The following is a 23,937-nucleotide window of genomic DNA, read 5'->3' as shown; positions in this document are numbered from 1 at the left end:
GCCGAGGCTTCGCTGCGGCTGAGGACGGCGGCGACGGGGTAGCCGCGCGCGGCCAGGCGTCGGGCCAGCGCCGTGCCCAGCGCTCCCGCCCCGATGAGCGCGACGCGCGGGGGAACCCCGGATGTCTGAGGAGGAACGGCCACGATGCGTCCTCGCTGTGTGAACGGAATTCGGGCGTCAGACCCGGCTGATGACGGCCCCCACGAAGCCCGGGCGTTCCTCCGTGGGCGGCTGCAGGCGCACGATCTCCGCGTGGTTGGCCCGCCGGTGAAGCGCCGCGATGAGCGCCACGAGCACCGCGCCCTTGCCCTCCATACGCACGCGCTCGCTGTTGAAGAGCACCATCAGGCGCGGCACGTCGAGCCCTTCGAGTGCCGCGCGCATTTCCTGGAACGCCTCCTCCGAAGCCTCCACCACGTTGGCGCACGCCACCACCAGCGTCCGCCGGTTGTACATCACCTCGCCGACGGCGTGCCCGAGCTCTTTGCACAGCTCCGGCGTCTCCGCCCCCATCACGATGGGCACGATGTCGAACGGCGGCAGGATCGTCTGAAGGAACGGCAGCTGCACGTCGATGCCGTCCGTGTGGAAATGGCCGGTGTCGTCGAGGAAGATGTCGTCGTCCTCGTCGCAGAGCTCGTTGCGCATCTTATCGTGCACCTTCAGCGTGCCGAGCGGCGTCCGGTACTCGTCGAGGCTGCAGATGGTGATGCGCTCGAAGGCGCCCGTATGGCTCGGCGCGATGAGGATGATGGTGTCGTACCTCCGGCCTTCGAGCGTGCGGTAGACCTCCGCCGCCGTCGCGCCGCCGCTCATCAGGTTCGCATCCGGCACGATCACCGCGTGCACGACGCCGGCGACCTCGCGCTTAGGCGCGTTCTTCAACAAAGCCTCGATCTGCTTTTGCAGTGGTTTTGCCTGCGTCGCATAGACGACGCGCTCGCTTTGAGTCATGGGAACGAAGGGGCGCGATCCGGCCCCGTTTGCGGTTAACGATGGATGCGTGCGAAAAAAAGCGGGTGATGGGTTCGGAAGCCGATGAACGGAGCCTCCGTCGAAAGGATCCTGCGGCGGGCTTCGGGGGATTCATTCGCCGCCCGCATCCGGCGTGACGGGCGTCCCGGAGGCGCGTGTCTCCGCCGGCCCGGTCTCGGTAAGGCGTCTGAGCATCGCCGTCAGCTCCGATTGCTCCCGAAGCGCGCGGATGAACGCCGGCAGGTCCTCCTGATATTCGGGTCGCCATTCCTGCGTGGCGAGCACGGGCGTGGGCGCGGCCAGTTCGCGCAAAGCCTCGGGGTTGAGCGACTCGGCGAAACCGTCGCCGTACTGGCCGTAGCCGTTGAGCACGAAGCCGAGCGGCTGCACGCCCATGACCAGGAGCATGCGCAGCGTGAGGATGCAGTGGTTGAGCGTGCCGCGTCCCGTGCGCCCGACGATGATCGAGGGCAGTTCGAAATCCTTGAGCAGGTCGATCATGTCGTATCGGCGGGCGATGGGCACCAGCACGCCCCCGCCTTCGACGACGACGAACTTGCCCTGCTCCCGGAGCTCGTGATAGGCGTCGAGCACCTTCCGCAGATGGATCGGCTTGCGCTCGATCCGGCTGGCCACGTACGGCGCCGCCGGGGTCTCGAAGGTGATGGGCATGACCAGCCTCCGGGGCGCCTCCACACCGATCTCGCGCAGGAGCGACGCCGCATTCTTGCCCGAGTCGCCGGTCGAGATGGGCGTCATCATCGTGGCGTCGACGCCCATCTCCCGGAGCAACGCCACGATCCCCACGCCGATCAAGGTTTTTCCGACGCCGCGGGCCGTACCCACCAGAAAAAGACCTTCCGCCATGACCATGCGCCTCGCGCCACACGCTGATTTCCGGGATGTGTTTGCATCAAGGTAGGGCGCGCCCCGACAAGCATCAAGGGGAGCGCCCGCACGACCCGGCGTGCGAGGAGACGCATGGGAGCCCCCGACTTGTCTCTACCGGTGAGTTGGTTTGACGGTATGTCTCACTCTGACTCGCACTCATCGATCGCCGGAGCGCTTCCAGAGATTTACAGATCGTTTCGGGAGACGTACCTTGGAGGGAAACAGGCACCGCCTCCGAGATGTCCTTCGAATCGGATCAACCCGCCTCAGGAAAGGGCGCATTTGTGAACGCATGAAGTACCCCCCGGCCCCTGTGAATACAGCGCAACGGATCGGCGTCCTCGAGAAAATCAGCTATGGTCTGGGGGATACGGCCAGCAACATCGTCTTCCAGACGTTGCTGATGTTCATGGCCTACTATTACACGGATGTCTATGGCCTCAGTGCGGCGGCAATGGGAACCCTTTTCCTGGTAGTCCGGCTCGTCGACGCCGTCACCGATCCGGTCATGGGGGCTCTGGCGGACCGGACGGAGACCCGGTGGGGAAAATTCAGGCCCTACCTGCTCTGGCTCTGCGTGCCTTACGCCGTTATCGCCGTCCTGGCGTTTACTACTCCGAACTTCGGACCAACAGGGAAGCTGATCTATGCCTATGTTTCGTACACGCTTCTGATGGTGGTCTACACGGCGATCAACGTACCCTATGCGGCCCTCGGAGGGGTCATCACAGCCAACTCGGCGGAGCGCGTTTCCCTCAACAGTTATCGTTTTTTTCTCGCAACGGCCGGAGGCGTGATGGTGGCGGCGGCGATGCTGCCGCTGGTCGAATGGATCGGGCAGGGAGATGCCCGCAAAGGGTTTCCCGGCGCCATGGCGATCCTGGCGGCGCTGGCCGTGCTGATGTTCCTGGCCTGCTTCCTGCTTACGCGCGAGCGGGTCCGGCAGGTGGCCGAGGGGGCCGGCTCGTTCAGGCAGGATATGCGGTGGCTGGTGGCCAATGATCAGTGGCGGGTGGTGGCTCTGATCAGCTTCGTCTTGCTCATCCCCCTGGTCGTCCGGGGCAGTACGGCGATCTATTACATGACCTGGTATGTGGGCCGGGCCGACCTGGTGAGTGGTTTCCTGACGGCAGGCATGCTCGCGGCCATGGTCGGGGCTGCCTTCGCCGGCCCGCTGACGAAGCGCCTGAACATTACCCGCTCCTACGTCCTGTTGCAGGGCGCCGTCGCGGTGCTCTCGGTCGCGATGTATGCGCCGGGGAAGGATCAGCTCGCTTTGATCTTCACGCTGTTCCTTCTCGTGCAGTTCTTCGGCCAAATGGGAAGCCCCATACTCTGGACGATGATGGCCGACACGGTGGATTACAGCGAGTGGAAAACGGGGCGTCGTACCACCGGTCTGGTTTTTTCCGGAACCCTCTTTATGCTCAAACTGGGCATGGCGCTGGGCGGCGCCCTGGTGGGATGGATGTTGGCCTACTTTGGCTATGCCGCGGATGCGGCCACGCAGACGCCCGAGACAGTGCATGGAATCGTGGTGCTCTTTACCCTGGCGCCGGCTCTCGGCCATCTGCTGGTCGTCCTGGTAGCTTCACGCTATCGCCTCGACCAGACCAGGACGGCGGCGATCAGGGCGGCGTTGGAGACGCCCCCCGGAGCCGGAAACGAGGGGCCGACGTAGACGTGGAAACCAGACCTCCCGGCCGGCATGACCCGTCGCGCCGACAGGGTGTGAGAGGCAGGGCTGTTTCGGACTTTTCGCGGGCCGCCTTGTATCCCTGGGGGGAGATTCGTACTTTTGAAAACCTTTTCACAGACATCGAATGCGAGTAACGATACACGACGTAGCCCGCCTGGCAGGAGTGTCCATCTCAACCGTCTCGAGGGTTCTGAACAATCCGGATGCGGTCCGGGAAGAGAAGCGTCGCCGGGTGACGGAAGCGGTGGCGCACCTCGGCTATCGACCCAACCCGGTGGCGCAAAGCCTGCTCAGAAAGGTGACGGGCGGCCTCGGGGTGCTGGTGCCCTTCGTCAGCGGCGAGTTTTTCTCCGAGTTTCTGCATGGGATCGACCGGGCCGCGCGAGACGCCGGGTTTTTTATCCTGATCTCCACCTCGCACTACGACACGGACGAACTGGCAACGGCGCTCCACGGCATGGGCCCCCGTGTGGACGGCTTGCTGATCATGGCGCCCACCATGGATCTGGGGAGCCTGAGCGGCTTGCTGGCCCAGAGCAGCCCCGTCGTGTATGTCAACACCCCGGCGAAGGAGCAGCATGTGGATCTGATCCTGTTCGACAACTACGGGGGATTCTATGGGTTGACGCGCCACGTGCTGGCGCTGGGACATCGCCGTGTGGCCCTGCTTCGGGGGCCGGCCCGGGCGTCCGACGCCAGGGAGCGGCTCGAAGGCTTCCGGAAGGCCATGGCCGAAGTGCCGGAAGCCGAACGGATCGAACTGTCGTCGGAGTTGGTGGGGTACACGCAGGAGGCTGGATACGAGATGGCCCGCGGAGCGCTCGCACTCTCGCCGCGTCCCACGGCCCTCATGGCCGCCAACGACCAGGCTGCCATCGGGGCGCTGGCGGCGTTGAAAGAGGCCGGCATACGGGTCCCGGAAGAGATGTCGGTTACCGGTTTCGACGACGTGAGCAGCGCCCGCTTTGCCGCCCCTCCCCTCACGACGGCCCGGGCGCCGGTCCGGGAACTGGGGGCAGCGGCCGCCCGGCAACTCATCGCCCGGGTGCGGGGCGAGGCCTCCGCACCGGTGCGCCGGACGTTCCCCGTCGAACTCATCGTTCGGGAGTCGACGGCGCCCCCCCCGCCTGAGTCTTATTCTTCTACATAAACACCTTTTCCTACCCATGAGACCCCTCCGATACGTCCTGTTGCTTCTCTTTCTCGCGCCGTTTGCCGTCCATGCCCAGCCGGCTTCCGTGGAGGCGCGCGTGGAGAGCCTTCTTCAGCAGATGACGCTGGAGGAGAAAGCCGGGCAGATGACCCAGCTCACGCTCCAGGCCGTCGCGAGCCGGCGCGAATGGGTTGATTCTCGCCTGGAGCTCGATCCGGACAAGCTCCGGGAGGCGCTCGTCACCTATGGCGTCGGGTCGATCCTCAACACCTGGGACGCGGCGCTGACCCTGGAGCGGTGGCATGAGGTGATCCGAACCATCCAGGACCTGGCTACCCGGGAGACGCGCCTGGGCATCCCGGTGCTCTACGGCATCGACGCCGTGCACGGGAACAACTACCTGGAGGAGGCGACGATCTTCCCGCACCAACTGGCCCTGGCCGCCACGTGGAACCCCGACCTGGTCCGTCAGGCGGCCCACGTGACGGCCCTCGAGACACGGGCGAGCGGGGTCCCGTGGAACTTCGCGCCGGTGCTCGATGTGGGGCGGCAGCCGCTCTGGTCTCGTTTCTTCGAGACGTTTGGAGAAGATCCGTACCTGGTCTCCAGGATGGGGGTGGCCGCCGTGGAGGGGATGCAGGGGGACGACCTCACGGCTCCGGACCGGGTGGCGGCCACGCTCAAACATTATGTGGGCTACAGCTTCCCCTTCACCGGGAAGGACCGCACGCCGGCCTATATCCCCGAGCGACTCCTGCGCGAAATCTTTCTGCCGCCGTTCCGCGAAGCCATCGCGGCGGGCGCGGCGTCCATTATGATCAATTCCGGCGAAATCAACGGGGCGCCGGTTCACGCCAGCCCTTACCTGCTCACCGATGTGCTCCGCGATGAACTGGGGTTCGAGGGGGTGGCGGTGACGGACTGGGAGGACATCAAGAAGCTTCACAGTGTGCACCGGGTGGCGGCCACGGAGAAAGAGGCCGTCCGTATGGCGGTGATGGCGGGGGTCGACATGAGCATGGTGCCGTACTCGACCGATTTTGCCGAACTCGTGGTGGAACTGGTGCGCGAGGGCGCCCTCCCCGAGGCACGGGTCGACGAGGCCGTGCGGCGAATCTTGCACATGAAGATGGCCCTTGGGCTGTTCGAGAACGCCTACCCGGATACCTCGCTGGCTTCGCGGGTTGGCTCGGCGGAGCACCATGCGGTGAGTCTGGCGGCGGCGCGGGAAGCGATCACGCTCTTGAAAAATGCGGATGTGCTGCCCCTGGCGAAGGAGGCGCGGATCCTGCTCACCGGCCCGGGCGCCGACAGGTTGCCCCCGCTCTACGGGTCGTGGTCGTACACCTGGCAGGGCGTCGAGACGGGCCTCTATCCCCCCTCGGCACGGACCCTTCTGCAGGCCCTCCGCACCCACGCAGGCGACGATCGGGTGACGTATGTGCCCGGCACGGAGTTCTACACCGAGGTGGACATCCCGGCGGCCGTGGCGGCGGCCGAAGGCGTCGACGCCGTGGTGGTGGCGCTGGCCGAGAAGCCGTCCGTCGAGGTGCCGGGCAGCATCGAGGACCTGGACCTGCCCGCCGTGCAGACGCGCCTGGTCCGGGCGCTGGCGGCCACGGGCAAGCCGGTCATCGTCGTGATGCTCTTCAACCGCCCCCGCGTCGTGCGGGCCGCCGCCGACGCCGCCGACGCCGTCCTGATGGCCTACCACCCGGGGATGTTCGGCGGACAGGCCCTCGCCGAGGTGCTCTTCGGCGACGTCAATCCGAGCGGGCGGCTGCCGTTCACCTACCCCCGTTATGCCAACAGCCTGGTTACGTACGACCATAAAAACAGCGAGCAGGCCGACACGACCTTCGGGAGGAACGGCTTCAATCCGCAATGGGAGTTCGGCCACGGGCTGAGCTATACGACCTTTGCATACCGGGATCTCACGCTGCGCGCCGACACGGTGGACACGACGGATACGCTCCGGGTGTCGGTCACCGTGCAGAACACCGGCGACCGGGACGGGCAGGAGGTCGTCCAACTCTACAGCCGCGATCTCTACGCGAGCATCACCCCGTCGGTGAAACGGCTCCGTCGTTTCGAAAAGATCGCGCTGGCCCCGGAGAGGCGCGCACTGTCTCGTTCACCCTGCCGGTATCCGAACTGGCGTTCATCGGTCTCGACGATCGCCCCGTCGTGGAGCCGGGCGGGTTCGAACTGAGGGTCGGCGGGCTGACGGCCGCCTTCGTGGTCGAGTGATGCATCCGTGGAAGGCGGGGTCTTTTTCACCCGTGAGGGCGCACCGTTACGGGCGCACCGTTACGGGGCCGGCCGATGTCCTCTTTCAGACAAACGTCTTCCTGTTTTGCCCCTGCTTTTGCACTTCCCGATGTTGCCGGCCGGTTTCGCGCCGGCCTCTCGGGGGCAAGGACCGCGTGAATCCTTGGCGAATCATGCCCGTGGAAACTTGAGTTTGCGCCCGGCGTACTTTATGATTCGACGATTTGCACCTGAAGAACACGCTTTGCGATAAACGCGGAAGGGGAACCATGAAAGAGAATCTGCATCCCGAATACAAGCTGATCACGGTGAAGCTCGCCGACGGCACGACGTTCCAGACGCGCTCGACGATCAAGGGCGACACGTACGTCTCGGAAGTCGATTCGACGAACCACCCGTTCTATACGGGGCGTCGTCAGTACGTCGATACGGCGGGTCGCGTGGAGAAGTTTATGCGGCGGTACGGCAAGAAGTCGTAAGTCCGGCGCACCCGGATTTCGGGAAAGGCGATCTGCTCCGGCGGGTCGCCTTTTTTCGTGGGCCGCGCCGCGGTCCGCTCACGACGAATCGGTCTCCGAGGTCGGGTGTTCCCACGGCGGGAGGGACGTTCCGCTGCGCCCATGGGGAACGGCGTCGAGGTATTCCTCCGACCTGCCCCACTTCTTGAGGACGTATCGCACGGCGCGGTGGGGGCTGAGGAAGAAGTGATCCGCGCCGAGTTGATCGTAAAGCCCCGAGCGCTGAAAGACGTCGAGCACGGGGCCTTTGACGCCGCCGAAATACAGCTCGATGCCGCGTTCCTTGAGCGTCTCGGCGACGTTTCGGAGCACGGCCAGCGCCGTCATGTCGAGGTCGTTGACGCTGCTCGAGTCGATGATGACCGCGCGGATCTTGCTGTCCTCCGGCTCACTCTCCTTCAGGATGAGGTCCTTCAGGAACTCCGCGTTTGCGAACGAGAACGAGGCGTCGACGCGGAGCATGAGGATGCCTTCGATCGGTTGCGCTTCGGGGTGCCGCCGGAGGTCGCGGAAGGAGCGGGTGCCGGGCAGATGCCCGAGGACGGCGACGTTGGGCCGGCTGATGCGATACATGATCGCCAGCACGGAGACCGTGACGCCGAGGAGCACACCCTCCTGAATGCCGATGAAGAGCGTGGCGAGGAACGTCAGGATGGCAATGTAGCCGTCGATGCGTTTGGCCTTGAGCAGGAAGCGCACTTCTTTGACGTCGACCATGCCGAAGGCGGCCACCATGATGATGGAGGCGAAGATGGGGATGGGCAGGTAGAAGAAGAGCCGTGTGAGGAAGAGGAGCGTCAGCGTGATGACGAGCGCCGCGATGATGTTGGACATTGGCGTGCGCGCGCCTGCCCGGGCGTTGACCGCCGTGCGCGAGAAGCTGCCCGAGACGGGCAGGCTGCGAAAGAAACTCCCGCCGAGGTTGGACAGCCCGATGGCGAAGAGCTCCTGGTTGGGCTTCACCGAATAGCGGTAGCGGGCGGCGAAGACCTTGCCCAGTGAGATGACGTTCATGAACTGCACGAGGGCGAGCGTGATGGCCGTGGGGAAGAGCAGCCGGGCCGAGGCAATGTCGAAGTGGGGCGCCTGGAACGAGGGCAGCCCGGTGGGAATGTCGCCGACGATGCGCACGCCGCCCTGGTCGAGGTGCAGTCCCACGACGGCCAGCGTGCCGAGGATCACGGCGATGAGCGGGGCGGGGAGCCTCGGCAGCCAGCGCCGGAGGCCGAGCATGAGCAGGATGCCGCCCGCGCCGAGCGCAAGCGTGGGCAGGTGCCACGCGTCCACGTGCCGGAGCGCCGCCAGGATGAGCGTGTGAATGTATTGCGACTGTGGGATCGACAGGCCGAGCAGGTTGCCGAGCTGGCTGAAGCCGATGATCAGCGCCGCCGCCGCCGTGAAACCGGTGATGACGGGCCGGGACAGCAGGTTCACGACGAAGCCGAGACGGACGACGCCCATCAGCACCTGGAGGCTGCCCACCATCGCCGCAAGCAGGATCGCCAGCTCGATGTACCGCGCCGACCCCGGCTCGGCGATCAGGCTCAGTCCCGCCGCCACGATCAGCATGTCGATGGCGATGGTGCCGACGGCCAGGTGCCGGGAGGTGCCGAAGAGGGGATAGAGCAGCAGCGGGACCACCGAGGCATAGAGCCCGTAGATCGGCGGCATGCCCGCCAGGATGGCATAGGCCATGCCCTGCGGGATGAGCATCACCCCCACCGTGAGGCCTGCCGAAAGATCCCCCCAGAGGTCCTTGCGCCGGTAATTCGGCAGCCACTGAAGGATCGTTATGTACCGCTTGAAGGGATTCATCTCTCACGTTTACGAAGCCCGTCCGCCGTCGATGCGGCGTGCGCTTCGCATCGGGGGACGCCTTCAAGCAGGCGCCGGCCGACGCGGCAGGCGGAAGGACGCGCTTCGTCCCGACCTCACACGCCGACGGCCGACGCCGGCAGGGTTATCCTTGCTTCGGCGCCCAGGAGTTGCAGTATCCGTTCGGGGAGACCGGCCCCGGGAACAGCCGGCATCCGCCGCAGGCTGCGCCGCCCTCGGGCGCGATGTAGAGCGCGCAGTTCGAGCAGTGCTTGCCCTCCATCGTCGAGGTGCTGGTGTACTGGAGCGTCTGCCGCATCTGTTCACTCTGCGCCCGCTCCGTCTCCGAAAGGCCGGAAAGGTCGTCGCAGGAAGCCGTCGCCATCGGTTCGGCGGTCTTGGGCGCTTCCGCCGGCGCCGCCGCCTCGCCGCCGCTCTGCGTTTCGCCGCCGCCGCAGGCCGCAAGCAGCGCGCTCGAACCGGTCGCAAACGCGCCGAGCGCGGACACGCGCAGAATGAAATCTCTCCGGGTCAAAGACTTGTCAGACATGATCGTACCGGGTGTTGGTGGGATAAATCGTGGTTTGGTTCGGGACGTCCCGGAAGACGCCGGGTGAAGTATACTCACCCGACGCTTTAATTTCTCATGGCGTCTCGGAAATAAGTATCGATGTCGAATCTTCGTCGTTCGTGTCCGTCACGGGTTCCACGGTGAAGCCCGAGTCGTCGAAAATCACGTTGAAAACGGGCAGGTCCGGGGCGAGGTGGCGCAGGGTGGCGCGGAGTTGCCGCTCCGCCAGGCGCGCCTGAATCGAAGCAAACGTCTCCACGGCGGAGCCGGTGAGCACGCCCCGCTCCTTGAAAAACGTTTCGTGGCGGTGGAGCAGATAGGCCGTGGCCTGGGGAAAGTTGAGGAAAACCTGGAGGTCGTCATACAGCGGGCAATGCCGGGGCAGGATCCCCTCGTCTCCTGTCCCCGCCCACATCACATTGACGACGGCCTGCTCCCGGTGATCGGAGTCCAGCACGTCATAGACCACCCGCCGGTCGCCGCGCCAGAGTGCGTTGAAAAAAGCGGCGAAGAAGTATTCGGTCAATTCCGGACGCACCTCATAGGCCTCGCTGTGAAGCATCATCAGGCGCAGGTGGCCGCAACCGACGTGCTCGGGCCGGAGGAGCAACCGAAGCAGCGATTCCCGCTGGCTGATCGTCGGGCGAAAGACCAGATCCTCGACGGCGTCATACGGGCAGCACAGCGCGGAAATGCCGGGGTGCGCCTCCAGCGTGGCTTCGAGCGCTTCGAGCGAGAGGCGATCCGTATGCATGTAAAATTGTCCGAAACGATCGAGGTAGTCGTGGAAGAGCCGGTCCACGCCGGAGGCGGAGAGGGGGCGCTTCATCGAGGCTTCGAGCGCGGCCAGCATGAGCAGGAACGCGCCCGCATTGCCGCCGGGCGCCGAGATCACGCATGACGGATTGCGCCCGTCCACGCAGTGGAGCGCCTGCTTCGCGAGCAACTCCGACAGGGGCGCGTGCGAGACCTGCGCCTGCATGCGGGCGAAGTGCGCCGCCAGGGCCTCTGCCGTCAGGGGGTTCCGTGGTTCCGCCGGTGGTTCCATGACTATTTCCGATCGCCGCCCGCGTGTCCGCGCAGCCGGTCATAGGTTGCGATCCGTCCCGGGGTGAGCGCGCCGATGGCCTTCTCTTTTTCGAGAAGCTTCGCGCCGAGCGCCGGGAAGCCCTTGATCGTTCCCGGCCGGTTGTTCTCGTGCATCATCCGGCCTTTGCCATGCGGACCGGAGGGCTGCGCAACGCCCGGGGTCGGCGCGCTCGTCGAAAAGAAAAGGATCGCTGCGGAGAATATCAGGAGTCGTTTCATGAAGATCTCAGGCGAAGCGCGCCCTTCCGGGCGTGTGCCGATGAAAAATGAGCGGGAAAGCATGTGGGGAGGCGAAAGCATCGCGCCCACCCGCATGCGTCCGGCATCGGCTAGGAGGCGGCGAGCGCTTTCTTGAGCCACCGGCGCACGAAAAACTCCGGCATCGCGCCCACGAATTCATCCACCACCTGTCCCTTGTGAAACAGCTTGACCGCCGGAATGCCCCGGATGTCGTGTTCGACGGCGAGGTTCTGGTGGAGGTCGGTGTTGACTTTCACGAGCGTCCACTGCCCCTCGCTCTCCTCGGCGAGCTTTTCGAGCGTCGGACCGAGGAACCGGCACGGACCGCACCACGAGGCCCAGAAGTCTACGAGCACGGGCGCGGTGTGGCTCGCCTCGAGGACGTCTTTTTCGAAATCCTTTACTTCGTAATCTACTTCCTTCGAGGGAGACTTTGTTTTGCGAAAGCCAAGCATGATGATTTTTTCGATAAGGGTTAGGAGAGCGCCTCGGCGGGGGTGCGGGGCGTTGGGGGCTGATGGTTCAGGGCGGCCTCCGCGGCTTCGACGGCCTCGTGCACTTCCATGAAGAAGTGGTCGCGCCCGATGCGGTCGACGATGCCGGCGTGTTCGAGCACGTCCATCACGGGGCCTTTGACGCCGGCGAAATAGAACCGGATGCCGCGCCGCTCTGCGTCTTCGAGGATCTCGAGGAGGGCGTGCGCGGCGCTCGAATCGATGCGGTTCATCGGATAGGCGTCGATGACGATGGCCCGGAGCGCGGGCGCTTTTTCCTCGATTTCCTGGAGTTTGTCTTTGAAATAGGCGACGTTGGCGAAGTAGAGCGCGGCGTCGACGCGCAGGATGATGAGGTCGCTGCGGGTGATGGCTTCGGGATTGCGCTCGATGTTGCGATACGTCTTCGTGCCCGGCAGGCGACCCATCACCGCCGTATGGGGGCGCGAGGACTGCTGGATGACGAGCACGAGCGAGGCGGCCACGCCGACGAGGATGCCCTGCTCGATGCCCAGGCTGAGCGTGGCCAGAAACGTCAGCGCGAGAAGGTAGAAATCCTGCCGCTTGACGCGCCACAGAAACCGCGCTTCCTTGAGGTCGATCAGGCCCACGACGGCGACCATGACGATGGCGGCGAGCACGGCTTTGGGCATGAAGAAGAAGAGCGGCGTCAGGAACAGGAGCGTCAGCGCGATGACGCCGGCGCTGAGGATCGCGGCGAGCGGGGTGCGCGCCCCTGCCTGGTCGTTGACCGCCGTGCGCGAGAAACCACCCGTGGTCGGATAGGCCTGAAAGAGGCCGCCGAAGAGGTTCGCCAGCCCGAGGCCGATCAGCTCCTGGTTGGCATCGACCTCGTACCGGTGCTTCGAGGCAAAGGCCTTCGCCACGGCGATCGATTCCATGAAGCCGACGAGGCCGATGGCCAGCGCCGTCGGCAGAAGCGCGTCGATCTCCGCCATCCCGACGTCGGGCAGCATGAACCCGGGCAGTCCGCTCGGCACCTCGCCGACGATCTTGACGCCGTGGAGGTCGAGGCGCAGCAGCCATACGACGAGCGTGGTGAGCACCACCACCACGAGCGCGCCGGGAAAGGTCTTCTTCCAGCGCTTGAGGCCCACGAGCAGCACGATGCTGCCGAGGCCGAGGGCGAGCGTCGGAAGGTGGGTGGCGCCGATCTGGGTGAGCGCGCTCCAGAGGATCTCGTGGATGTAGTTCGAGCGGGCAATGCTCAGGCCGAGGAGGTGCTTGAGCTGATTGAGCCCGATGATGAGCGCCGCCGCCGAAGTGAAGCCGCTCAGGACGGGATGCGAGAGGAAGTTGGTGAGGAAGCCGAAGCGCGCCACGCCGAGAAAAAACTGGAGCGCTCCGACCATGAGCGAGAGCGTCAGCGCCAGCGTGACGTACAGCGCCACGTCATCGCCGGCCAGCGGCGCCACCCCCGCCGCCACCAGCAGCGACACCATGGCCACCGGCCCCACGGCGAGTTGCCGCGAGGTGCCGAAGAGCGCATAGATGATGAGCGGCACGAGCGAGGCGTACAGCCCGTAGATCGGGGGCAGCCCGGCGATCAGCGCATAGGCCATCCCCTGCGGGATCAACATCACCCCGACGGTGAGGCCCGCCGACAGGTCGCCGGAAAAGTCCTCGCGACGGTAGTGGGGCAACCACTGCAAGGGGGGGAAAAAACGGGATAAGACGTTCATGGATCTATGTGAAAAGGCGGCGCTCGGAGACGGCCGGATAGGCTTCGGCTGGGCCGCGCGTTGCGTCGTTCGAAGGGCGTATGGGGAAGCTTCAATTCGGAAGGGGCAAAGAACGGGAAGCGCAAGGGAAGGTATTCATGGGCTCCACAGGGGTCCTTCACACCCCTTCCCGCTCCACGCTTCCCGTTCCTGGGCCCCGACCGTCAGGCTATGGCGTGAATTTCCTCTCCCTCGGCGAAGTCATGCCCCTCCATCCACTTCTCGAAATCGCCGTTCACAAAAATCACGTCGTAGCCATAGCGTGCGAGCAGAGCAGCGGAAACGGCCGCCCGGCCGCCGGTCTTGCAATGAATCGCCAGCTTCTTGTCCTTCGGCACCTCATCCTTGCGGACGTAGAGCCGCGTATGCGCCAGGTTGTACGCGTTCGGCACGTGCCCTTCGATGAACTCGGAATGCTTGCGCACGTCGAAGATGAGCACGTCGTCGCGGCGGCGGAGGTCGTCGAGCTTATCGACGGAGACCTCTTCGATCTTCGCCAGCTCGCCGCCCTGCTCGCCGTAGGTCACCAGCACATCCGGCGTGATGAAGCCGACGATGTCGTCAAGGCCGATACGGACGAGGTCGCGCACGGCTTCGTTGAGGTGATCTTCCTCGATGATGAGATAGATCGGGACGTTCTCGTCCACGAACGAGCCGACGACGGTGTTGAAGCTCTTGTTGAAGGGGGCGTAGAGCGAGCCCGGGAGGTGTCCCGCCATGAAGGCCGAGTTGTCGAGGCGGGTGTCCACGAGCGCCACGTCGGTGTTGCCGGCCAGCTTGCCCAGTTCGCCGAGCGTGAGGCGGCGGGGGTTCGGGAGGGTGCCGAGCACCTTCGGGCCGAGCTTGTTGTCCCGCTTCATGCGGGCGAAGTACATCGGGGGCTCCGGCTGTCCTTCGAGGATGAAGCCGACGAAGGTGTCCTCGCCCTGGGCCGCCGCGCGGATGGCGGGGTTGAACCGGCGCTCATAGCCGACGGTCGACTCGGGCACGGCGCCGAGGGCTTTGCCGCAGGCGCTGCCCGCGCCGTGCGCCGGCCAGATCTGGAGGTAGTCGTCCATCTCGAGGAACTTGACCACCGACTGGTAGAGCGTGCGCGCCGAAGGCTCCATCATCCCCTCGATGCCCGCCGCCGATTCGAGCAGGTCGGGCCGCCCGAGGTCGCCGACGAAGACGAAGTCGCCCGAGGCCAGGCCGATGGGCGCGTCGGCGCCGCCGCCGAGGTCGGTGACGAGGTAGCTCAGATGCTCGGGCGTATGCCCCGGCGTATGGACGGCCTTGATCTCGATGTTGCCCACGCGGAACGTGTCGCCGTCTTTGAGGAGCCGGTAGTTGTACGTATCGCTGTTGATGAGCCACTCGTACTTCCAGTCGGCGTCGCCTTCGTCCGAGGCATAGACCTTCACGCCGCGCTCGGCAAACTCGCGCATCCCGGTGAGGTAGTCGGCGTGGATGTGCGTGTCGGCCACGGCCACGATCTCCAGGCCTTCTTTCTCGGCCAGGGCAATGTACTGGTCAATGTCGCGCTCGGGGTCGATGACGAGGGCCTCGCCCGTCGCCTGACAACCGATCAGATAGGCGTATTGCGCCAGTTTCTCGTCGAAAATTTGTCGGAATAGCATGGCAAATTCTCCTTGTTTATGAGTGCGGGAAGCGTTCGTTGCGGGTTAGTGCGGCAGCCGGGGACGAAGGTAGCCGTAGACCCAGGTGCCGACGACGGCGCTCGCGAGGGCGACGAACATCACCAGCACGCCATTGCCGATGAGCGCGAAGAGCGGGCCGGGGCACGCGCCCAGAAGCGCCCACCCGAGGCCGAAGATGATGCCGCCGATCCAGTATCGGTAGCCCTTGCCCAGCTCTTTCGGCGGAATGTAGATCTCCTCGCCGTAGATGGTCCTGGCGCGGCGCTTTTTGATGATCGCCACCGAGAGAGCCGCCACCGCCAGCGCACCGGCAATCATGCCGTACATGTGGATGCCCTGGAAACGGAACATCTCCTGAATGCGGAACCAGGAAATGGCCTCACTCTTGGTGAGCACGATGCCGAAATAGATGCCGAGGATCAGGTACCAGAAAAGGCCCGGCTTCCGCCCGGTCTCCCCGTCGCGGGAAGGCGCGGCCTCGCCCTTCTCGACCATCGGCGTTTCAACCGTCTGATGCATGACTGTGGAGGGTTAAAAAATGAGCGGAAGCAGGACGAACGTGGCAATGATGCCGCCAATGAAAAAGCCGATCACGGCGATCAGCGAAGGCAGTTGCAGATCGGCCAGCCCGCTGATGGCGTGTCCGGAGGTGCATCCACCGGCATACCGGGAGCCGAAGCCCACCAGAAAACCGCCGCCCACGATGAGGACGAAGCCCGGCAGGGTCAACAGGCCGGACCAGCTGAAGACCTCCTTCGGCACGAGGCCGTTGAGGTCGGTCAGCCCGAGCCCCATCAGGTCCGCCTTCGTGGCTTCCGAAATGGCGATCGGATCGGGGTTGAACAGCAGGGTGTGCGCGATGAAGCCGCCGATGACGACCCCCAGCACGAAGGTCAGATTCCACAGGCCGCTCTTCTTCCAGTCATACTTGAAGAATTCCACGGGCCCGGGGATGGTGGCGGCGCACAGGTGCCGGAGGTTCGCCGAGACGCCGAATTGCTTGCCGCCGAGAAACAGCAGCGCCGGTACGACCAGTCCAATCAGGGGACCGGCTATATACCATGGCCAGGGTTGGGAGAGGAAGTCTAGCATGGTGTGCTCGTGAAGGTTGGGAGGAATACCCTCAAGATAGTTGTATTGTCTTGTAATAACAAGTCTGTCGGGATCGTTTTATTATTCCTATTGGGGAATATAGTTCCGAAAAAAGGAAGAGGCGTTCTCGGAGAGGGGGTCTTGATGGAAATTTCACGTGTCCGGGTTGTTCCCGTGAATCGGTTCGGGTCGAATGAATCCCCCCGATGGATCAGCGGACGGGCGGGGCTCGCCCGGGTGTGGAAGCCCCCTCGGCGGGAGTCGTCGCCGTTCGATTGGGAAGGCGGGGCGTGTCTTTATTCGGTTTAATATATTGGTTTTAATGAAAATGTATAATTCGGGCAGGGCGGGTCTTTCTTCTGCAAGCGGTTGCCTGGTTCGTGGTCCGGGTCGCGCGGAGAGGCGGCGCCCTTCAACCTGGAGGCGCGCCGCTCATCCGAAAGCGCCGCTGCGCGGGGGAGCCGAAGGAAAAAGTCGGGACGGCGGTTTTGTTTGGATCATTTCGGAGATTTTATAATATTACTGCATGGTTGCAAATGAAAGAAGATGCGCCGGAATCATGAAAAAAAATATGGTGCCCGAGGTGTTGTTGGAGCGTGTGGCGCGGCGGTTCAAACTGCTGAGCGAGCCGGTGCGACTCGACCTTTTGAATCAGCTGCAGGCCCGCGGGGAGATGAGCGTGCAGGAACTGGTGGAAGCCACCGGACACATGCAGGCGAACGTGAGTAAGCACCTCGGCCTGATGGCCCGCGAAGGACTGCTCGCTCGCCGAAAAGAGGGGCTGAACGTCTATTACAGCATCGCCGACCCCACGCTTTCGGCGTTGTGCACGCTCGTATGCGGGCAGATCCGGCAGGAGGCGTACGAGACGCAGGACATGATGAGCGGCGAATCGTAGTCCCTTCACGAGGCGTCGGCCGCCTGCTTTTCTTGCGGGACGGTTTCGAGGCGCAGATCGCGAGCGCGGAGCTGGAGGGAAGTGCGCCCCTTCCACGTATTTTCCTCGACGGAGAAGAGCAGTTCTATGGCCGCGCCCCGGCGCCGGCTTTCGACAAGCGTAGCGAGGTGTTCGCCCAGCCCGAACCCGATGGCAGACATCGCCGGGCCGTCGGCGTGCCGGACGGAGAACTTGAGGTGCGTGCCGTCTCCGACGGTTTTCGGCAGCCCGGCGACGAAGAGGTCGCGGGCGTGGAAGACGGGCGTGGGATTTCGGGGGCCGAAGGGCGCGAACTGCCGGAGCACGGCCCAGAAGCGCTCGTCGATCTCGGAGAGGCGGAGCGGGGCGTCGAACTCGATGGCGGGGAGCAGCATCTCGGCCGTGATGGAGGCGCGCACGGCTTCGTCGAAGCGCTCGCGGAAGGCGGGGAGGTTTTCTTCGGGCAGGCTCAGGCCGGCGGCATACTTGTGCCCGCCGAATTCGGTCAGGAGGTCGGCGCAGGCCGAGAGGGCTTCGAACACGTCGACGCCCCGGATCGAGCGGGCCGAGCCTTTGAGCCGGTCGCCGGCGGTGGAGAGCATGATGGCGGGGCGGTAGAAGCGCTCGACGATGCGGCTGGCGACGATGCCGATGACGCCGAGGTGCCAGTCCGGGTTGTGAAGCACGATCGAGTGTCGTTCGCGGGAGGTGAGTTGCCGCTCGGCCATGAGGGCGGCCTGTCGCGCGATGTCATTGTCGAGCGTCCGGCGCTTCCGGTTGAGCTCCTCGATGGTTTGCATGAGTGCGGCGGCGCGGTCCTCGTCCTCGGCGAGCATCAGATCCACTGCCAGCCGCGCCGAGGCGAGCCGCCCGGCGGCGTTGATGCGCGGCCCGAAGCCGAAGACGATCCGGCTCGTGTTCAGCCCTGCCCGGTCGATGCCGGCTGCCTCGGCCAGCGCGCGCAGGCCGAGGCGCGGCGCGGCGCGGAGCCGTTTCAAGCCTTCGGAGAGGAGCACCCGGTTCTCGCCCGTGACGGGCACGATGTCCGCCGCCGTGGCAAGGGCGACCAGGTCGAGGTAGGGCAGCGCGTCTTCGGGCGGCTTGCCGAGGCGTGCGAGAACGGCCTGCACGAGCTTGAACGTGACGCCGCAGCCGCACAGCTCCTTGAAGGGATAGGAACAGCCGGGACGTTTCGGATCGAGGACGGCCACGGCGTCGGGAAGGGTCTCTTTCGGCGTGTGGTGGTCGCAAATGACGAGGTCGATGCCGCGGGCGCGGATCGCCTCCGCCTCCTGGACGGCCGTGATGCCGCAGTCGAGCGCGATGATGAGGCCGGCGCCGATCTCGGCGGCATGGTCGATGCCGGCGGCTCCGAGGCCGTAGCCGTCTTTCATGCGGTCCGGGATGAAGTACTCGGCGTCCGCCCCGTGCGCGCGGAGGAAATGCGTCATCAGCGCGGAAGACGTGGCGCCGTCCACGTCGTAGTCGCCGTAGACGAGGATGCGTTCGCCGCGCCGGAGGGCCGTCGCCACGCGGTCGGCGGCGGCGTCCATGTCGCGCATGAGGAAGGGGTCGTGGAGGTCGTCGAGGGTGGGGCGGAAGAAGTGCCGGGCCTCGTCGAACGTCTCGATGCCGCGCACGGCGAGCGCGCGCGCGAGCGCCTCGGGGAGGCTGTTGAGCTCCGCTTGAAGACGCGCCACCGCCTCGGGGTTATGCACCGGGCGCGTCACCCATCGATACTTCATCACACCGGTATTCGGACTGTATGAGTGGGTTCTTTTCGTGCGGCCGAAGGGCGGGGGAGAAAAGCGGAAACGGCGCCCGGAACCGCCTTGATTAAGTATACCGGTGCGCGCCGTGCGATGCAACTCAGGCGGCGACGAATGTGCGGGCCGGGCGTCGGCGCGCGACGGTCTCGATCTCACGGACGAAGCATGCTCCGGCGGAAGCCGCCCACGCGCGAAAAGGAAGCGGCTCCTCCCGGGGGCGCTGCGGAGGGTCGAGCAGCCGATCGAGGTCGAAGTGGGGGCTGAAGCGGCCCGCCCCACAGGCCTCGGCTTCGAGGGCATTGCAATACTGCTCGAAGTGTCCCTCGACGGGCGACATCAGCACCGGCTTGCCGAGATACATGGCCTCACATACGGACTCGAAACCGGCGGTGCAGGCGAGTCCCCGGCACCGGGTCATCATCGAGAGGAATTTCTCGTCGTCGAGCCGGTGAAAGGTGAGCGTGTCGTCGTACGCGAGCACGTCCGGGGCGTCTTCCTTGTCCCAGAAGCAATGGAGCCGCACGTCTTTCCGCCGCTCGTGCCAGCGCACGACGCTCTCGGCATAGCCGCTGTTGAGCACGTAAATCAGGAAAAAAGGCTCGCTCCGGTCGTGCGGCAAGCGAAACACCTCGGGACGAAGCAGCGGCGGCATCACGACGAGGTTTTTTTCGGGCAGTTCGGGGGCGGGATAAAAAGAGAGAGCCAGCCGGCGGACGGCTCCGGCAGCGGTCAGGTCGGTATAGCCCTGGAGCAGCCGCCGTTGTACGGGGCGGCCCGTCGGGAACGGGTATGCGGGATGATGGAACAGGTACTGGTGCCCGATGCAAACCATGGGGACGTCGGGTCGGTAGCGTCGGGCATACAGGCCCGCGAGCGGGTCGAAGAAGTTGACGAGCACGTCCGGACGCCGTCGCCGCACCGCTTCGTCGATGCGCTGGAACGCGGCGTGAAACGCGGCGATGTGGCTCATGTTGTGCCACAACGTCGGCCCGACGCGGACGCCTCTGTTCCGCGCATCCAGCGCAAAAGTGGGGCTGTCGAAGGTGGAGACGGGCGCGTCGATCTTTTCGAGGAAGAACTCCGGGATCGTGCGGTGGCGATGCCGCCCCACGAGGACCCCGGCCACGGTGTGTCCCGCCTCGCGGAGGTGGGCGCGAAGCGCAAGCGCCTGGGTCATGTGCCCCCGCCCCTCGCCCTGGACGATGAAAAGACAACGGAGAGGTTCCATACGGTTGGTTTCGGCGACTGTGTGAGACGTCGCTCAGGGTTAAGACGTCGCTCAGGGTTAATGGGTGACCGGTTCGCGCGTTCCATTACACGCCGGCTCCGGCGCAAGGCAGGTTCGCTTCTTTCGACATTCACGTCAACCTTCGCGCGTGGGGTGGGGTTCGGGTGGCCGAGAAACCTTTCCGGTCGAAAGGTTGTTCGAACAGCCTTTGCGCCCCCGACGTCTCTTCCTCTTATTCGTGTCTCCACGCAAATCCAACCCGCGCCTGGTGCTCTTCGCGCTCTGGCTGATGGTTTTCTCCGCCAGCAGCCAGGTCATCATCGTCTCGCCCATTCTGCCGCGCATCGGCGAGGCGCTCGACATTCCGGAGGCGCTTCAGGGATGGCTGATCACCTCGTATGCGTTGATGCTCAGCGTCTTCGCGCTCATCACGGGCCCCATCTCCGACAAGATCGGCCGGCGGCGCATCCTGCTCGTCGGCTGCGGCTCGATGGCGGGGGCGCTTCTGCTCCATGGCGTCGCCGACAGCTTTTTCTCGTTGCTCACGGTGCGCGCCGTGGCCGGCGCGGCGGGGGGCATGCTCAGCGGCGGCGCCGTCGCCTACGTGGGCGACTACTTTCCGTATGAGCGCCGCGGCTGGGCCAACGGCTGGGTGATGAGCGGCATCGCCTTCGGGCAGATCATCGGCATCCCCGTGGGCACGCTGCTGGCGGACTGGTTCGGCTTCCGATGGGCGTTCCTCATGTTCGCCCTCACCATGTTGCTGGCGACGTTTCTGATCTGGCGCTTCGTCCCGCAGCCCGAGGTCGAGCGCGACCGTCACCCGCTCTCGCTCCGTCGGGCGCTCGCCAACTACGGCGCCCTGCTGAAACAGCCTGCCGTGGTGGCGGCGTCGGTGGCCTACCTCCTGATGTTCTTCAGCATCGGCCTGTACGTCATCTATCTGCCGACGTGGCTCGAAGAGAACCTGGGCGTCTCGGGTGCGGCCATCGCCTCGCTCTTCTTCGTCGGCGGCATCGCCAACGTGCTGACGGGACCGCTGGCCGGGCGGCTCTCCGACGACGTGGGCCGCAAACCGTTGATCATCACCTCGTGCGTGGGGCTGGGGCTGGTGATGCTGGCGACGACCTACGTGGTCACGAACATGTGGGCGGCCTACGGGATGTTTGGCCTGGCCATGGTGATGGTGGCCATGCGGATGAGTCCGCTTCAGTCGCTCATGACGGCGCTGGCGCCGGCGCAACGGCGCGGCATCCTGATGAGCCTGGCAGTGGCCATCGGGCAACTCGGCATCGGCATCGGAGGGGCGGTGGCGGGCCTGGCCTACACGGAATACGGCTACCTCAGCAACACCGTCCTCGCCGCCGTATCCATCGGGCTGATGGCATGGCTCGTGCAACGGTATCTGCCGGAGCCGGAGAACGAGCGGTCGGCCTCCGAAGTGGCGGAGGCGTGAACGCCGCCGCACGGTCAGCCGCTGCCTTCCTCCGAGGTGATGCGCTCGTCGAAGGTGTCGATCAATAGCGGAAGACGGTCGGGGTTGTCGAGCACGACGTGCGCGCCGCGCTCGTAGAGCAGCGCCGTATGGCGGTCCCGGTCGAGGTCCTCGTACGGGGGCACGATGCCGATGGCCCACATGCCGGCGGCGCGGGCGGCCGTCATGTCGTCCACCGAATCGCCGATGTAGACGGTCTCTTCGGGCAACACCCGGCGTCCCGCCGCGTCGAGGATGGTCAGCGCGCGCTGCAGGGGGAACGGGTCCGGCTTGCCGCGCCCTTCCTGCTTTTCCATGGGGACGACGAGCGGGAAGAAAGCCCGCCAGCCGAAGCGGTCGAGCGTCCAGAGCGCTTCGGCCTCCGGGCGTCCGGTGACGAGGCCGAAGATGCGATCGCCCGTATTCAGCGCCTCCAGCGTGTGCGTCTGGATGAGCGGGGTCTCCTCGGCGATGAAGCCGTCCCAGTTTTCCCCCTGATACCGCCGCTGAAACTCTTCGACGACGCGGCTGAACGGCACCCGGATGCCGATGTCCGAGATGATGGTCTGCGTCAGCTTCCAGTCGTCGTTGAAGCCGCCCGCGTCTTTGTAACGCTGAACGGTGCCGGGCACGATATGGCGGCCCGTGAAGTGGAACGTGGTCTCTTCGATGGCGCGACGGTAGGACCGCGATACATCCACGAGAACGCCATCCAGATCGAAGAGGATGGCCTTGAACCGCACGTCGGGACGCCTCATGGAACAGGGGGTATGGGAGAAAGGAAACGACCCTCGACGGTCGCCGGGGACGCCGCCGTCGAGCAGAACGGGCCGGCAGGGCCCTCGGAGAGGCGCGGCCTCAGGAATTCATCACGATGAGGAACTCGTCGTTGTTGCGGGTGCCGCGCATCTTGTCGAGGAGGAACTGCATGGCCTGGATGGGATCCATGTCGGCGAGCAATTTCCGGAGAATCCAGATGCGTTGCAGTTTGGCTTCGGGGATGAGCAGCTCTTCGCGTCTCGTGCCGGACTTGATGACGTTGATCGCCGGGAAGACGCGGCGGTCGGCCAGTTGCCGGTCGAGGACGAGCTCCATGTTGCCGGTGCCCTTGAATTCCTCGAAGATGACCTCGTCCATGCGGCTGCCGGTGTCGATGAGGGCCGTTCCGATGATCGTCAGTGAGCCGCCTTCCTCCACGTTCCGGGCCGCGCCGAAGAACCGCTTGGGCCCGCGGAGCGCGCCGGCCTCGATGCCGCCGGAGAGCGTCTTGCCCACGGTCGGGGTGACGGCGTTGTGGGCGCGCGCCAGGCGCGTGATCGAGTCGAGGAGAATGACCACGTCCTGCCCGGCCTCGACGAGGCGCTTGGCCTTTTCGAGCACGATGTTGGCCACCTCCACGTGACGCTCGGGCTCCTGGTCGAACGTCGAAGCAATGACTTCGCCCTGAACGTTGCGCTCCATGTCGGTCACCTCTTCCGGGCGCTCATCGACGAGGAGGATGATGATGTAGGCCTCGGGATGGTTCTTCGTGATGGCGTTGGCGATCTTTTGCAGAAGGATCGTCTTGCCCGTTTTGGGCTGGGCAACGATGAGCCCGCGCTGCCCCTTGCCGATGGGGGCGAACATGTCGATGACGCGGGTGCTGTATTCGTTCGGCGTGGTTTCGAGCTTGAGGTGCTCTTCGGGGTAGAGCGGCGTCAGATAGTCGAACGTGGCGCGTTCCTCGAGCTCGGCGGGCGTCCGCCCGTTGACGGAGTTGACCTGGATGAGGGCGAAGAACCGCTCGCCTTCCTTGGGCGGGCGCACCTCGCCGTCGACGGTGTCGCCGAACTTGAGGCTGAACCGCTTGATCTGAGAGGGCGAGACGTAGATGTCGTCCGGGCTGGGGAGGTAATTGTATTCGGCGGAGCGAAGGAAGCCGTAGCCGTCGGGCAGCACTTCGAGGACCCCGACCTTCCGGATCATGCCGTCGAGTTCGGTCTTGTTGGGGTCGTAGGCGGCCATGTATTCCGGGCGGTTCTCATAGATGCGCCGCCGCCGTTCCTCCCGGCTCTCGCGGCCGCGCCGGTTGTCCCGTCCGCGGCGATTGTCCCGTCCGCGCCGGTTGTCTCGGCCGTTGCCGCGTTTTTCCTCTCGCCCGCGTCGTTCGTCGCGGCCACGGGGTTCTTCCCGTCCCCGGGGTTCGTCTCGGCTGCGGGGTTCGTCTCGGCTGCGTCGTTCGTCGCGTCCCCGGGGTTCGTCGCGGGAACGGCGGCTGTCTGAACGTTCCTCGGGGCGCGCCTGCTCGCGGCGGGGTTCGGGGCGCGCCTGCTCGCGGCGGGCTTCGGGGCGGGCCTGCTCGCGGCGGGGTTCGGGGCGCG

At 65.3% G+C, this 23,937-nt stretch carries 20 protein-coding genes and 1 pseudogene; 6 read left to right on the top strand and 15 right to left on the bottom strand.

Annotation, left to right across the window (positions count from 1 at the left end; translation table 11 throughout):
* Nucleotides 1-177 precede the first annotated feature (177 nt).
* Together amrB and bioD are read right to left on the bottom strand one after the other, a co-directional pair.
* Entirely contained in the window at nucleotides 178-954 is a 777-nt protein-coding gene (amrB, locus tag AC1HIY_RS09215) for an AmmeMemoRadiSam system protein B (RefSeq protein ID WP_479576438.1), read from the bottom strand.
* 132 nt (nucleotides 955-1,086) lie between these two features.
* On the bottom strand, nucleotides 1,087-1,842 hold the full coding sequence (gene bioD, locus AC1HIY_RS09210) for a dethiobiotin synthase (RefSeq protein WP_479576437.1): 756 nt from the start codon (nucleotides 1,840-1,842) through the stop codon (nucleotides 1,087-1,089).
* Nucleotides 1,843-2,158: 316 nt separating this feature from the next.
* Here bioD and AC1HIY_RS09205 point away from each other — a divergent pair, with 316 nt between their 5' ends.
* The 4 genes and pseudogenes from AC1HIY_RS09205 to rpmE all read left to right on the top strand — a co-directional run bounded on the left by AC1HIY_RS09205 (nucleotide 2,159) and on the right by rpmE (nucleotide 7,468).
* Entirely contained in the window at nucleotides 2,159-3,547 is a 1,389-nt protein-coding gene (locus AC1HIY_RS09205; protein WP_479576436.1) for a glycoside-pentoside-hexuronide (GPH):cation symporter, read from the top strand.
* A gap of 142 nt (nucleotides 3,548-3,689) precedes the next feature.
* Nucleotides 3,690-4,715, top strand: a complete 1,026-nt coding sequence (locus AC1HIY_RS09200) for a LacI family DNA-binding transcriptional regulator (RefSeq protein WP_479576435.1) — start codon at nucleotides 3,690-3,692, stop codon at nucleotides 4,713-4,715.
* 16 nt (nucleotides 4,716-4,731) lie between these two features.
* Nucleotides 4,732-6,968 (top strand): annotated as a pseudogene (locus AC1HIY_RS09195) (glycoside hydrolase family 3 N-terminal domain-containing protein).
* A gap of 290 nt (nucleotides 6,969-7,258) precedes the next feature.
* A complete protein-coding gene (rpmE, locus tag AC1HIY_RS09190; RefSeq protein WP_479576434.1) occupies nucleotides 7,259-7,468 on the top strand; it encodes a 50S ribosomal protein L31 in 210 nt (69 codons plus the stop codon).
* 78 nt (nucleotides 7,469-7,546) lie between these two features.
* On the opposite strand, the gene AC1HIY_RS09185 is transcribed toward rpmE, so the two are convergent.
* The 9 genes from AC1HIY_RS09185 to AC1HIY_RS09145 form a co-directional block, all read right to left on the bottom strand.
* On the bottom strand, nucleotides 7,547-9,322 hold the full coding sequence (locus tag AC1HIY_RS09185; protein WP_479576433.1) for a SulP family inorganic anion transporter: 1,776 nt from the start codon (nucleotides 9,320-9,322) through the stop codon (nucleotides 7,547-7,549).
* Between the two features lie 145 nt (nucleotides 9,323-9,467).
* A complete protein-coding gene (locus tag AC1HIY_RS09180) occupies nucleotides 9,468-9,872 on the bottom strand; it encodes a high-potential iron-sulfur protein (RefSeq protein WP_479576432.1) in 405 nt (134 codons plus the stop codon).
* A 94-nt stretch (nucleotides 9,873-9,966) separates the two neighbouring features.
* Complete coding sequence (locus AC1HIY_RS09175; RefSeq protein WP_479576431.1) at nucleotides 9,967-10,941, bottom strand: hypothetical protein; 975 nt, start codon at nucleotides 10,939-10,941, stop codon at nucleotides 9,967-9,969.
* A 2-nt stretch (nucleotides 10,942-10,943) separates the two neighbouring features.
* Nucleotides 10,944-11,201, bottom strand: a complete 258-nt coding sequence (locus tag AC1HIY_RS09170; RefSeq protein WP_479576430.1) for a hypothetical protein — start codon at nucleotides 11,199-11,201, stop codon at nucleotides 10,944-10,946.
* Nucleotides 11,202-11,311: 110 nt separating this feature from the next.
* The gene (gene trxA, locus AC1HIY_RS09165; protein WP_479576429.1) at nucleotides 11,312-11,677 is read right to left on the bottom strand and encodes a thioredoxin; all 366 of its coding nucleotides are present in this window, start codon (nucleotides 11,675-11,677) and stop codon (nucleotides 11,312-11,314) included.
* Between the two features lie 20 nt (nucleotides 11,678-11,697).
* Complete coding sequence (locus AC1HIY_RS09160; RefSeq protein ID WP_479576428.1) at nucleotides 11,698-13,419, bottom strand: SulP family inorganic anion transporter; 1,722 nt, start codon at nucleotides 13,417-13,419, stop codon at nucleotides 11,698-11,700.
* Nucleotides 13,420-13,622: 203 nt separating this feature from the next.
* Complete coding sequence (locus AC1HIY_RS09155; protein ID WP_479576427.1) at nucleotides 13,623-15,077, bottom strand: rhodanese-like domain-containing protein; 1,455 nt, start codon at nucleotides 15,075-15,077, stop codon at nucleotides 13,623-13,625.
* Nucleotides 15,078-15,122: 45 nt separating this feature from the next.
* Nucleotides 15,123-15,617 carry a DUF6691 family protein gene (locus tag AC1HIY_RS09150; protein WP_479576426.1) on the bottom strand — a complete coding sequence of 165 codons (495 nt, stop codon included), beginning with the start codon at nucleotides 15,615-15,617 and terminating at the stop codon, nucleotides 15,123-15,125.
* Between the two features lie 12 nt (nucleotides 15,618-15,629).
* Nucleotides 15,630-16,190, bottom strand: coding sequence for a YeeE/YedE family protein (locus AC1HIY_RS09145; RefSeq protein WP_479576425.1), 561 nt, complete (start codon nucleotides 16,188-16,190; stop codon nucleotides 15,630-15,632).
* A 559-nt stretch (nucleotides 16,191-16,749) separates the two neighbouring features.
* On the opposite strand from AC1HIY_RS09145, the gene AC1HIY_RS09140 reads away from it, so the two are divergent.
* Nucleotides 16,750-17,088 (top strand): ArsR/SmtB family transcription factor, encoded by a 339-nt coding sequence (locus tag AC1HIY_RS09140; RefSeq protein WP_479576424.1) that lies wholly within the window; start codon nucleotides 16,750-16,752, stop codon nucleotides 17,086-17,088.
* A gap of 5 nt (nucleotides 17,089-17,093) precedes the next feature.
* Here AC1HIY_RS09140 and recJ read toward each other — a convergent pair whose 3' ends face one another.
* Together recJ and AC1HIY_RS09130 are read right to left on the bottom strand one after the other, a co-directional pair.
* Complete coding sequence (recJ, locus tag AC1HIY_RS09135; protein WP_479576423.1) at nucleotides 17,094-18,851, bottom strand: single-stranded-DNA-specific exonuclease RecJ; 1,758 nt, start codon at nucleotides 18,849-18,851, stop codon at nucleotides 17,094-17,096.
* 124 nt (nucleotides 18,852-18,975) lie between these two features.
* Nucleotides 18,976-20,103, bottom strand: coding sequence for a glycosyltransferase family protein (locus AC1HIY_RS09130; RefSeq protein ID WP_479576422.1), 1,128 nt, complete (start codon nucleotides 20,101-20,103; stop codon nucleotides 18,976-18,978).
* Between the two features lie 238 nt (nucleotides 20,104-20,341).
* Between AC1HIY_RS09130 and AC1HIY_RS09125 the strand changes: the two genes are divergently transcribed.
* Nucleotides 20,342-21,559 carry an MFS transporter gene (locus AC1HIY_RS09125; RefSeq protein WP_479576421.1) on the top strand — a complete coding sequence of 406 codons (1,218 nt, stop codon included), beginning with the start codon at nucleotides 20,342-20,344 and terminating at the stop codon, nucleotides 21,557-21,559.
* A gap of 14 nt (nucleotides 21,560-21,573) precedes the next feature.
* On the opposite strand, the gene AC1HIY_RS09120 is transcribed toward AC1HIY_RS09125, so the two are convergent.
* Together AC1HIY_RS09120 and rho are read right to left on the bottom strand one after the other, a co-directional pair.
* Complete coding sequence (locus AC1HIY_RS09120) at nucleotides 21,574-22,335, bottom strand: HAD family hydrolase (RefSeq protein WP_479576420.1); 762 nt, start codon at nucleotides 22,333-22,335, stop codon at nucleotides 21,574-21,576.
* Between the two features lie 100 nt (nucleotides 22,336-22,435).
* Nucleotides 22,436-23,937, bottom strand: a 1,502-nt coding sequence (gene rho, locus AC1HIY_RS09115; protein WP_479576419.1) for a transcription termination factor Rho, incomplete at its 5' end; no start/stop codon positions are given.

It is taken from the genome of Rhodocaloribacter sp. (assembly GCF_056451265.1).
This window is presented reverse-complemented; position numbering and strand designations above follow the sequence as displayed.

Excerpts from the sequence above, each read along its gene's own strand:
- bioD (WP_479576437.1), bottom strand. The coding sequence starts at position 1,842 with ATGGCGGAAGGTCTTTTTCTGGTGGGTACGGCCCGCGGCGTCGGAAAA.
- AC1HIY_RS09160 (WP_479576428.1), bottom strand. The coding sequence starts at position 13,419 with ATGAACGTCTTATCCCGTTTTTTCCCCCCCTTGCAGTGGTTGCCCCAC.
- rpmE (WP_479576434.1), top strand. The coding sequence starts at position 7,259 with ATGAAAGAGAATCTGCATCCCGAATACAAGCTGATCACGGTGAAGCTC.
- AC1HIY_RS09170 (WP_479576430.1), bottom strand. The coding sequence starts at position 11,201 with ATGAAACGACTCCTGATATTCTCCGCAGCGATCCTTTTCTTTTCGACG.
- AC1HIY_RS09205 (WP_479576436.1), top strand. The coding sequence starts at position 2,159 with ATGAAGTACCCCCCGGCCCCTGTGAATACAGCGCAACGGATCGGCGTC.
- AC1HIY_RS09155 (WP_479576427.1), bottom strand. The coding sequence starts at position 15,077 with ATGCTATTCCGACAAATTTTCGACGAGAAACTGGCGCAATACGCCTAT.
- AC1HIY_RS09175 (WP_479576431.1), bottom strand. The coding sequence starts at position 10,941 with ATGGAACCACCGGCGGAACCACGGAACCCCCTGACGGCAGAGGCCCTG.
- AC1HIY_RS09145 (WP_479576425.1), bottom strand. The coding sequence starts at position 16,190 with ATGCTAGACTTCCTCTCCCAACCCTGGCCATGGTATATAGCCGGTCCC.
- trxA (WP_479576429.1), bottom strand. The coding sequence starts at position 11,677 with ATGCTTGGCTTTCGCAAAACAAAGTCTCCCTCGAAGGAAGTAGATTAC.
- amrB (WP_479576438.1), bottom strand. The coding sequence starts at position 954 with ATGACTCAAAGCGAGCGCGTCGTCTATGCGACGCAGGCAAAACCACTG.
- AC1HIY_RS09180 (WP_479576432.1), bottom strand. The coding sequence starts at position 9,872 with ATGTCTGACAAGTCTTTGACCCGGAGAGATTTCATTCTGCGCGTGTCC.
- AC1HIY_RS09130 (WP_479576422.1), bottom strand. The coding sequence starts at position 20,103 with ATGGAACCTCTCCGTTGTCTTTTCATCGTCCAGGGCGAGGGGCGGGGG.
- AC1HIY_RS09185 (WP_479576433.1), bottom strand. The coding sequence starts at position 9,322 with ATGAATCCCTTCAAGCGGTACATAACGATCCTTCAGTGGCTGCCGAAT.
- AC1HIY_RS09150 (WP_479576426.1), bottom strand. The coding sequence starts at position 15,617 with ATGCATCAGACGGTTGAAACGCCGATGGTCGAGAAGGGCGAGGCCGCG.
- AC1HIY_RS09120 (WP_479576420.1), bottom strand. The coding sequence starts at position 22,335 with ATGAGGCGTCCCGACGTGCGGTTCAAGGCCATCCTCTTCGATCTGGAT.
- AC1HIY_RS09200 (WP_479576435.1), top strand. The coding sequence starts at position 3,690 with ATGCGAGTAACGATACACGACGTAGCCCGCCTGGCAGGAGTGTCCATC.
- recJ (WP_479576423.1), bottom strand. The coding sequence starts at position 18,851 with ATGAAGTATCGATGGGTGACGCGCCCGGTGCATAACCCCGAGGCGGTG.
- AC1HIY_RS09140 (WP_479576424.1), top strand. The coding sequence starts at position 16,750 with ATGAAAAAAAATATGGTGCCCGAGGTGTTGTTGGAGCGTGTGGCGCGG.